The organism is Limnochordia bacterium, assembly GCA_023230925.1.
Lineage (GTDB): Bacteria > Bacillota > Limnochordia > DUMW01 > DUMW01 > JALNWK01.
This window is the reverse complement of sequence record JALNWK010000032.1, coordinates 23511-32712: the sequence shown is the minus strand read 5'-3', so window position 1 is coordinate 32712 and position 9202 is coordinate 23511. Positions and strand designations below refer to the sequence as shown.

Annotated in this window: 7 protein-coding genes and 2 pseudogenes; 1 reads left to right on the top strand and 8 read right to left on the bottom strand. The window is 49.1% G+C overall.

Annotation, left to right across the window (positions count from 1 at the left end):
• Positions 1 to 151 precede the first annotated feature (151 nt).
• Positions 152 to 911: pseudogene (locus M0Q40_08480) on the top strand (SDR family oxidoreductase).
• On the opposite strand, the gene M0Q40_08475 reads toward M0Q40_08480, so the two are convergent.
• The 8 genes and pseudogenes from M0Q40_08475 to M0Q40_08440 form a co-directional block, all read right to left on the bottom strand.
• Positions 902 to 1480 carry a TetR/AcrR family transcriptional regulator gene (locus M0Q40_08475; protein MCK9222642.1) on the bottom strand — a complete coding sequence of 193 codons (579 nt, stop codon included), beginning with the start codon at positions 1478 to 1480 and terminating at the stop codon, positions 902 to 904. The pseudogene M0Q40_08480 and the gene M0Q40_08475 sit on opposite strands and share 10 nt — an antisense overlap.
• A 10-nt stretch (positions 1481 to 1490) precedes the next feature.
• A complete protein-coding gene (locus M0Q40_08470) occupies positions 1491 to 2294 on the bottom strand; it encodes an ABC transporter permease (GenBank protein MCK9222641.1) in 804 nt (267 codons plus the stop codon).
• Entirely contained in the window at positions 2287 to 3180 is an 894-nt protein-coding gene (locus M0Q40_08465; GenBank protein ID MCK9222640.1) for an ABC transporter ATP-binding protein, read from the bottom strand. Before M0Q40_08465 ends, M0Q40_08470 begins: the two co-directional genes overlap by 8 nt.
• Positions 3181 to 3382: 202 nt before the next feature.
• Positions 3383 to 3754, bottom strand: coding sequence for a DUF1667 domain-containing protein (locus M0Q40_08460; protein MCK9222639.1), 372 nt, complete (start codon positions 3752 to 3754; stop codon positions 3383 to 3385).
• Positions 3751 to 4932 carry an NAD(P)/FAD-dependent oxidoreductase gene (locus M0Q40_08455; protein MCK9222638.1) on the bottom strand — a complete coding sequence of 394 codons (1182 nt, stop codon included), beginning with the start codon at positions 4930 to 4932 and terminating at the stop codon, positions 3751 to 3753. The genes M0Q40_08460 and M0Q40_08455 overlap by 4 nt, the downstream gene beginning before the upstream one ends.
• Positions 4933 to 5169: 237 nt before the next feature.
• Positions 5170 to 6477: pseudogene (locus M0Q40_08450) on the bottom strand (NAD(P)/FAD-dependent oxidoreductase).
• A gap of 304 nt (positions 6478 to 6781) precedes the next feature.
• On the bottom strand, positions 6782 to 8440 hold the full coding sequence (locus M0Q40_08445; protein ID MCK9222637.1) for a hypothetical protein: 1659 nt from the start codon (positions 8438 to 8440) through the stop codon (positions 6782 to 6784).
• Complete coding sequence (locus tag M0Q40_08440; protein MCK9222636.1) at positions 8427 to 9161, bottom strand: ABC transporter ATP-binding protein; 735 nt, start codon at positions 9159 to 9161, stop codon at positions 8427 to 8429. Before M0Q40_08440 ends, M0Q40_08445 begins: the two co-directional genes overlap by 14 nt.
• Positions 9162 to 9202 lie beyond the last annotated feature (41 nt).

Genomic DNA, 9202 nt, shown 5'->3' with positions numbered 1-9202 from the left:
TCTCAATAACTACGGGGTTCTCGGTGTCATCTCTTTTTCCTTCCTCTATATGAAAAGAATGGTTACTCTTTCGTCATTTACATATTCCTGATTTACTCCCCCCAATATCTAAATACGCCCCACCGGTGCCGGCAGAGGTATTGGACTTGGGATTGCCCAATACTTCGCTCAACGGGGATACCGAGTTGTGATTGCTGAGAACAACCCCACCACCGGCCAGGAAGCAGAAAATACGATCACGGCCGAAGGGGGCAAGGCCGTGTTTATACACACCGCTGTGCGCAATGAGGATAGCGTAGAGAAAATGGTAGAGCAAATCCAAGCTCGCTGGCAGCGCATAGATGTTCTGATTAACAACGCGGCCATCGGTTTCACCAAGCACCCTCTCTCTATGAAGTTAGTCTATCTCGTTCTAGCTCGTTAAATCTCAGTCTTTCATAGGGAGGCAGAACGAGGAACAGGGGTGTTTTTCCACAAAGAGGACAAGATCCCTAAAAACGGGCAGCCTTGTCTTCTTGCGCTTGCACAGTGGAAAGAAGTCCTAGCGGTTAATCTCACGGACCCCTTTTTATGTGCTAAGCATGCCGCAAAGCTCATGCGTCAGCAAGGAAGCGGATGCATTATTAATATTGCATCAACTAGAGCCCTAGCCTCAGAGGCCTTTACCGAGAGCTACAGCGCCTCCAAGGGCGGCCTACTAGCCCTACCCTAACCCACGTCTTGTCTGGATCCAGACAAGCGGGTATGAAAACCTCACCTTGGAGGACCAGCACCAGCACCCGGCAGGAAGAGTCGGTCAACCTATTGATATCGCTAATGCATGCCTATTTCTCGCCGACGAGGCGGGTTTTATCACTGGGCAGAACTTGATCATCGATGGGGGAATGACTACAAAAATGATCTATGTGTGAGGTTTACTGAGAATGCCATGGAGAAAAATTTGCACAATCTGCCCAGAGATCACTCCGGCATCCTCAGTATCCTTTAGACATCCGGACCTAGCGAAGAACAGCTTCATGCTTTCAAGAAAGAGCATAATCACATGGGGTGAAAGCCCTTTGCGGATCTGACCCTGTCCTTGGGCTGCAAAGATTAAGGCCTCAATCCGGGGAAGGATCCTCCTGCGATTGTGGTCCAGCATCACCTCGACCAGTTTGGGATAGTTTTGGGTCAAATCCAGGATAAACGCATCGGAAAAAAGCTTCATTGTTGCCGTCCGCTCAAGGGCAATTTGTACCAAGGCAGCCTGGGGTGACGGGGCTTGGTCGATAAGCTCCTGGATCTCATCTTCAACCTGTTCCAGAGCCCGCATCATTGATGCTTCAATCAGCCGTTCCTTGTTCTGGAAGTACCTATATACCGTCATTTTTGAGGCGGGGGCAGCCTCGGCAATATCGTCCATCGTCACATTGCTGATTCCCCTAGACAGAAATAGTGTCATGGCGGCATTTAGGATCTGCTCATACTTACTTTGGGCCATAGGCACACCCCTAATACAAAATGTCCTTTCTGCAGAAGATGAGCTGCCCAGCTAACACGCCAATAACGAAGACCCCAATCAGCAATAGGCTTGGCAGCATCGGTAAATGCACGTCACGGAGGATCCCCCGGGCATCATAAACATGAAACAAACTGAAATACCCTAACCAATTGACCCGATCCGACACCTTAGAGAACGCATCAAGCAAGAAAGAACCCAAAACAATGCCGATCCCCATAGAAGTGGCAGTCCGGCTAGAACCAAATAAAGACGTGAGCAAATAATCAATCCCGGCAAACCCCAAGGATACTAAGTATCCTGCAAGGAACAACAAGAACAAACCCAAGGGATTCTGGACATCGGCGACAATATGACCAACCAATAGTGCCACACCAACAGAAATTAGGAAGAGCAAAGTAAGTTGTGCCCATCCTGAAACGACCTTGGAGTAGAATAAGTCCCGACGACTGATTGGTTGACTGAAAAGGAACTCCCCGGTTTTATGGTCTAACTCCTTGCTGATACTGTTTGCGGCCTGCAAGCTACCAAATACAGCCAAAAGCAGCATATAGAAAATGTAAGGCTCGCTAGCCATCCACCCTTCAAAGGATGAGAAGGACTCTACATCAAAGTTGAAGGCCTCAAGCAAGGACCGGGGATAGCTATCTAAAAGATCCGCCAGTTCTTGGTTATCGATGATCAGATTCGTAAACCCGGCAAACACCACTACCGTGGCGATCATGGCGATCCCGAATCCAATTAGGCCACGCTGATTTAGCTTAAGCTCATTGACGAACACGTTGCGGTTAAACATGAGGCTCATCCTTTCTGTAGAAGGCCATGAACAACTCTTCTAAACTGGGTCGAGAAACGGTAATATCCAGAATTGAGTGGGCGGCGATACTCTGCAGAATATGTTGCAGTTCCCGATCCGTGTGAATAATATGATAACCGTTCTCATATTCAATCCTCGTTCCCAGTTGAGCAAACCCGTACTTCTCGATCAGGTTTCCTTCTTCCCCAAACTGAACCTTGATCACCCGTTGCTTTCTACCCGGAATCTCATCCACCTTTGATACCTGAACGATAAACCCATCTTTGATGATCGCTACTCGATCACAGATTTTCTCCACCTCGGACAATACGTGGGTGGAGAAGAAGACCGTAACGCCCTGTTTCTTCCGTTCTTTCAGTATTTCGAAAAACTGGCTTTGCATCAAGGGATCCAGTCCCGAAGTGGGCTCATCCAAAATCAAAAGCTTCGGATGGTGCATCAACGCCTGCACAATCCCTAGCTTCTTCTTATTGCCCAGGGAGTAAGACCTAATTCGCTTAGTAAGATCCAGCTGAAGCAACTGGGCACATTCCTCAATATCCTTCATCTCAACCTTAGGGTGATTTCTGGCTACATACTGAAGCAACTGCATACCGGTGAATTCGTCGTAGTAGTTAACCTCTCCGGGCAGATAACCTATCTGTGCTCTGATCTTTGGATTATCCCGACCAAGGGTTTTGCCAAACAGCTCCATGCTGCCCCTAGTAGGAAAAATTAGCTGCATCAACATGCGAATGGTGGTAGATTTGCCGGCACCATTGGGTCCAATAAAGCCAAAAATCTCCCCTTGCTGGACTTCCAAATCAATGTCTTCTGCGCCCCGCACATTACCGTAGTACTTTGTCAAACCCACGGTCTTGATCACATCCAATACTACCGCCCCCTTATGTGTACTAGCTACAACTCCTTAAGTATAGTATAGACCAGATTACCCGCTTAGTGAACCATGTTCTATACTTCTGTTGTTTTAAAAGTACAACATTTAACACAGATTCGATGAACAACAAGGGGCAATAAAATGCTCTTCATGCATTTTATTGCCCCTTGACTACCGGTTCTAAACTATATTAGTCCTCTTCTGCGACCATATCCTTACAAGCCACAACATCGATCCCCAGTCCAAGTAAATCCTCTATCACAATATCCCCCATGCGAACTGGTGCCGTAACTTCAATCTTATTCAGTACTTCCATCGCTTTCTCCAGTAACCCCTTGGGGATAGGCTCCTTAGTTCGTACCGGCAGCAACGGTGCCGCAGCATTCCGAATCGCAACGGTGGTAGTCAATACGCGCCGGGGATCCGTCATTTCCCGGATCGCATACTCCAGACCCCGTTTGCACCGGTTTCCGGTCACTTCTTCCTTTGCACCTGGGACGATGGTAAGCTCACATCCCACAGGACATACAATACATACCTTTTTTATCGCTTCTTGGATCATGGAGCTTCCTCCAATCTAACCTCAACCCGTTTAAGTCTCCTAAGTTCTGCAGCCTCCTGGGCGCTAATGCCAATCCGCAGCATCTCACTAGGCTTGACATTTCGTTTTACAACCTGTTTGTCTCCAATGAACAGCCTTACCCGCTCCTGGGGCTCCACTACCCGTAGATACAGATTAAAGGGTTGAGCCGCGGATAACCTATGGGGAACCACATAGCGAACACCCCTTCCGGGTACTATCTCCGTTCCCTCATGGGAACCATAGCCAAGTGCTGCTGCAGTACCGGCAATCTCCCCTTCTTCACTAACGTAATCTACCAGATCGTGGACATGAAGCACATTACCACAGGCATAAACCCCAGGAATACTGGTATGGCGGTATTCATCCACCGTAGGTCCCCCTGTCCTTGGATCCAGCTTGACACCACCGGCTGCGGTCAACTCGTTTTCGGGGATCAGTCCCACCGACAACAGCAGGGTATCACAGGGGATAAACCGCTCCGTCCCTGAAACAACAGCGCGATCAGGATCAACCTGGGCCATGGTTACTCCATTGATACGTTCCTGTCCATGGATGTTAATTACCGTAGAGCTTAGGTAGAGGGGAATATGAAAGTCTTCAAGGCACTGGGCCACATTGCGGGCAAGACCAGCGGCATAGGGTAAGATCTCAATCACGGCTTTGACCTTGGCCCCTTCAAGGGTTAGTCTACGCGCCATGATCAACCCAATGTCCCCGGATCCAAGAATCACCACTTCCCGTCCGGGCATGAACCCCTCGATGTTAATGTAGCGTTGAGCCGTTCCGGCGGTGAGCACACCGGCGGGTCGGAATCCGGGAATATTGATGGCCCCTCTAGTGCGTTCCCGACAGCCCGCAGCAAAAACGACGCTCCTTGCCGTAAACTCCACAAGCCCATAGTCCGATGACACGGCAGTGATCCGCGGTTGCGGTGTCAACTCCAACACCATCGTATTAAGATAAGTATCAATCCCCGACCTTTGCACCTGCTGAACAAACCGTGTAGCATATTCAGGGCCTGTAAGCTCCTCCTTAAACCAATGGAGCCCAAATCCGTTATGAATACACTGATTAAGGATTCCTCCAAGCTCCCCAGCCCGTTCGAGGATGGCTACCTTCCCTGCCCCGGCCCCTTTAGCGGCCAAAGCAGCCGCCATTCCTCCAGGACCACCACCAATCACCACCACATCGTACTCCACTGCCCCAGTTTTCTTGTTTAAGGAGATGCTGTGTTCACGACGACATGTCTTTCCGAAGCCCTTGTTAACCTCACCCACAAGAATCTTGCTTTGGGGAGCATGCTTGGTGATGTCTACCTCGGATACGCCTAGTTCCCTAGCCAGTATCCCCATGATTACAGGCTGGCAAAAACCTCCTTGACAACGACCCATCCCTGCTCTTGTGCGAAACTTAACACCATCAACGGTGCGCGCACCACGCCGGATCGCATCCACAATCTCGCCTTCGGTGATGGTCTCACATCGACACACCACCCGTCCAAATCTTGGGTCCTTCTCTATTAGCCGGGCTTGTTCCTCTCTGGTTAGTTGATGGAAGCGCTGCATAGGCACTCTTTGATCAATAGCCTGGGGATTGGGTTCCATCCGTAAACCAAGCTCCTGTAGACAGGCAAGAACATCTAAGGCAATGGCCAAGGAAGCCGTAAGTCCAGGGGACTCTGTACCTGCAGCATGGACTAGACGCGGACACGCCTGGGAGGGTCCAATAACAAAATCCCCAGTAGCACTGGCAGCACGAATCCCTGAGAAACTAGTAATCACATCCCGGGCCTGTAGTCTGGGTACCAATCGCTTGGCAAATTCGTAGATTTCTTCCCAACCGGTCAGGGTGGTATCCACATCATCCTTGCCTTGTTCCTCCACCGCATTGGGGCCGATCATAATATTGCCGCCAACGGTGGGAATAACCAGAATTCCCTTGGAATTCGCCTTTGGGGTTGGGAAAATCGTACTGGTAACCAGATCTCCCACCCGCTTATCGAAGATATACTCCTCGCCCTTCCGGGGCCTTATACTGATAGAGTGATCACCTAGCATTTGGGCGGCCGCATCTGCCCAAAGCCCTGCGGCATTGACCACATACCGCGCCTGTATTGTCCCTTTGCTGGTCTTGACCTGGATCCCATCGCCACTTTCCACCATTGCTTGTACCTCAGTACCGGTCCTGATCTGGACCCCGTTCTGCTCTGCTACCTCGCACAAAGCAATGGCTAACTCAAAGGGACTTACAATACCTCCATTGGGAGCATACAACCCACAGAAAATATCAGGATTTAAGTTTGGCTCCCGAGTTAGTAGCTCATCTTTAGTCAAAATCCGTAAGTCCTGTAGGCCGTTTTGAATCCCCTGTCTTCTGTACTGCTCCAGTACAGGGATATCATTGGAATCCAAAGCAACCATAAGAATGCCATTGCGTTTGAAGGGTACATCTAGTTTGGCGCATAACTCTTCAAACATACGATTACCCTTTATGCACAAGCGCCCCTTATTTGTATCCAGTGGATCATGAAAACCAGCATGGACAATACCACTATTTGCCTTGGTGGTAGACCAGCCGATCTCCATGTTCTTTTCGACTAACGTGGTCCTAACCTTATACTTCGATAGGGCATGGGCAATTGCGGCACCCACCACACCTCCACCGATGATCACAACATCAGTTACATCATGATTTTCCGCCATGAAAAAATCCTCCCACGTTGGCTAGAGAGACAGCAAAAAAGTCCTTCTTCGAAGGCAGAGTAATCCGCCTCAGTAGAAGGACTTTTCTCCATTTCTCCAGTCACTTATACAGAGAACCGTATCAAACTATGCTTACAAATTACCATATGACCAGCAACATGTCAAGATCCTGTTACTGGTCGATACAGTAACCGCGCGCACCAATTTGAGGAAGAAGCCGATGGAAAGCGACATCAGCTAAATCCGTAATACTTCGATCGGCCGGCCTAAGCCCACACCATGCCGCTACTCAATCCACAAAGCCTCAGAGCTCGCGTCCATACCAAAGGTACTTAAACCTAGGCACCGTAGTACAGCTCGCCCCAAACCACACTAAGGAAACAGCAAGGCATGTGGCCATAATGCCGTGTGGGGACATGTCTAATAGGAGAAGCCGCTTGACTAATATGTATCCTAAAGCAGCCACACCAAACACAAAGGCCATGCCGATGACAGCGTTCAGATTAGACTTGATTGCCTGCTGTGGATCCGTCCAATCAAGGAAAGGTCGCTTAAGATCCAAGAGCATCAAGTTACAGCTAAGGGCCGTTGAAGCAAAAACACTTGTCGCAAAACCAAACAAAGCATAGCCCATGGAACCTAATAAATACCCTAGGATAACCACGCCAGGCAATGACCCGAGTAGAATCACAGCCTGAATTGATACTAGTTTCCCAAAAAACATCGCTTCAAAGGGGACCGGTAAGCTCTTAAGGATCGTTAGGTCCTTCCCTTCCCGGGAGAAGGTAGTCGCAGGAAGAGTAGTCAATGCTGACTGCATCACGCTGTAGCTAAGACCAGCAAAATAGGCGATCAAAGGGATCGGACCGGCTAATTCATCAAACAGACCTGAGAGCGCGTTGGATTGGGATATCAAGGGAAACAACAGCATAATCGGGAGCACAATAAGTCCAGCAAGACCGTTTAGGACATACACCGCTTTCCGAAAGAATAATCGTCCTTCATTAATTGCCACTGCCCAAAGGGCGGTATGAGGGGTATAGTTGGTTTTGGCTTTTTTGCGTTTGCCCCGATCCGCTTCCATCCCCCTGAGTAGGCCCTTATAGAAGGACAACTCACCGATACCACCCGCAAGAAATATTGCCCCAACACTAATGGTAGCAAAGAGCAACAACGCGCCAAGGCCCGTCGTCGTTCCTGCTTTGGTTAATGCTCGGGTAAACCATAGGCCAGGTGGCCACCGCTTGCTAATTAATACCGCCAAACCATCTTCACTTAGTAACACCTGGAAAAGCTGGTCAATATTCTCTGGCTGAGTCTGGACGAAGTATTGGAACACAAGCACGACTCCAATCAGCAAGATCCCCCCGATGAAGGTGAGTAGCTCCTTGCGGGAACTGAGATTTACAAACCGCATCAGCGGAAACACCAATATGCAGGCGATACCCAAAGGTAGTAATGGTGCTAGCAGAAAACCGATTATTGCACAAAGCCCGTAGGCAAAGCCAGCCTGGGCTTTGATCCCATAGACCAACAAAATCGGGGCAAGCAACACTAGCAAGGACAGATACTCATTAACCAAGATTACACCGAATTTGGCAGCGATGACTTCATAGGCCTGATAGGGTAAAGGGAGAAGAATCTTCATATCGTCTGCAAAGTAGAAGGTGCTGATCACCAGGATGATCCCTAACACAAATACCACAAGCTGACAAGCTAGAAGGCCCATGGTAAGGAGTACCTGCTGCTGCCCAATGGGGGCAAATTGATCATATAAATAGTGGGCCAAAAACCCAGACATCAACGCAAACATGACTAAAAGGATGATAATAGAGAAAGCAATCAAAGGTAGTTCCCAGAAGCGTTCCCTGCGTTTGAAGTACTGATACTTCATCTTGGATATACCCCAGGTATTATTGAGCAATACCCCGGATAAGGAGATGATCCGCTTAATCCTCGCCATCGCCATCACCTACCGTCAAAGCCAAGAATACTTCCTCAAGGGTCCTCCCAGCCTTCACTATCTCCTCGACAGGACCACAGGCAATCAGTTTCCCATGGGAAATGATCCCAACTCGATCGCAAATCCGCTCTGCGACCTCAAGAATATGGGTGGAGAAAAAAACCGCATTGCCTTCATCGCAATGGGACCGTAGCAGGTCTTTAAAGAAACTTGATGACCGAGGGTCAAGACCCACCATCGGTTCATCCAGAATAAATAACGGTGGATTATGCATTAATGCAGCCGTTAGAGCCAGTTTTTGCTGCATTCCATGGGAATAACTGCTGATTAGGTCATTGGCGGCATGCTCAAGGCCGAAGGTATGTAAGAATTCCGCGATCCGTTCTTGGCGCACTGACTTAGAAAGCTGATGCGCATCCGCCACGAAATTCAGAAACTCTGCACCGGTTAGCCGTTCATACAGACTAGGTTCATCGGGAACATACCCAATAAGTCTCTTGGCAGCTAGGGGTTCTCGGATGACATCAACATCTGCTACTTCAATGGAACCGGCATCAGGCAAAAGCAGCCCGACAATCATCTTGATTGTGGTCGTTTTCCCTGCCCCGTTCGGTCCAAGAAAACCGAATATCTCCCCTGGTTTTACCTCAAAATCCAAGTCAACTACCGCCGGCGTGTTCTTTCCCTTGTAGGTCTTGGTGACACCGTTTACCTTAAGCATGTGTTTTCCTCCCTACTACCAAATCATGCACCATAGAATGT

What these genes read in the sequence shown, in the direction of transcription:
- M0Q40_08475 (MCK9222642.1), bottom strand. Translation starts at nt 1,480, where the DNA reads ATGGCCCAAAGTAAGTATGAGCAGATCCTAAATGCCGCCATGACACTA.
- M0Q40_08470 (MCK9222641.1), bottom strand. Translation starts at nt 2,294, where the DNA reads ATGTTTAACCGCAACGTGTTCGTCAATGAGCTTAAGCTAAATCAGCGT.
- M0Q40_08460 (MCK9222639.1), bottom strand. Translation starts at nt 3,754, where the DNA reads ATGATCCAAGAAGCGATAAAAAAGGTATGTATTGTATGTCCTGTGGGA.
- M0Q40_08455 (MCK9222638.1), bottom strand. Translation starts at nt 4,932, where the DNA reads ATGGCGGCTGCTTTGGCCGCTAAAGGGGCCGGGGCAGGGAAGGTAGCC.
- M0Q40_08445 (MCK9222637.1), bottom strand. Translation starts at nt 8,440, where the DNA reads ATGGCGAGGATTAAGCGGATCATCTCCTTATCCGGGGTATTGCTCAAT.
- M0Q40_08440 (MCK9222636.1), bottom strand. Translation starts at nt 9,161, where the DNA reads ATGCTTAAGGTAAACGGTGTCACCAAGACCTACAAGGGAAAGAACACG.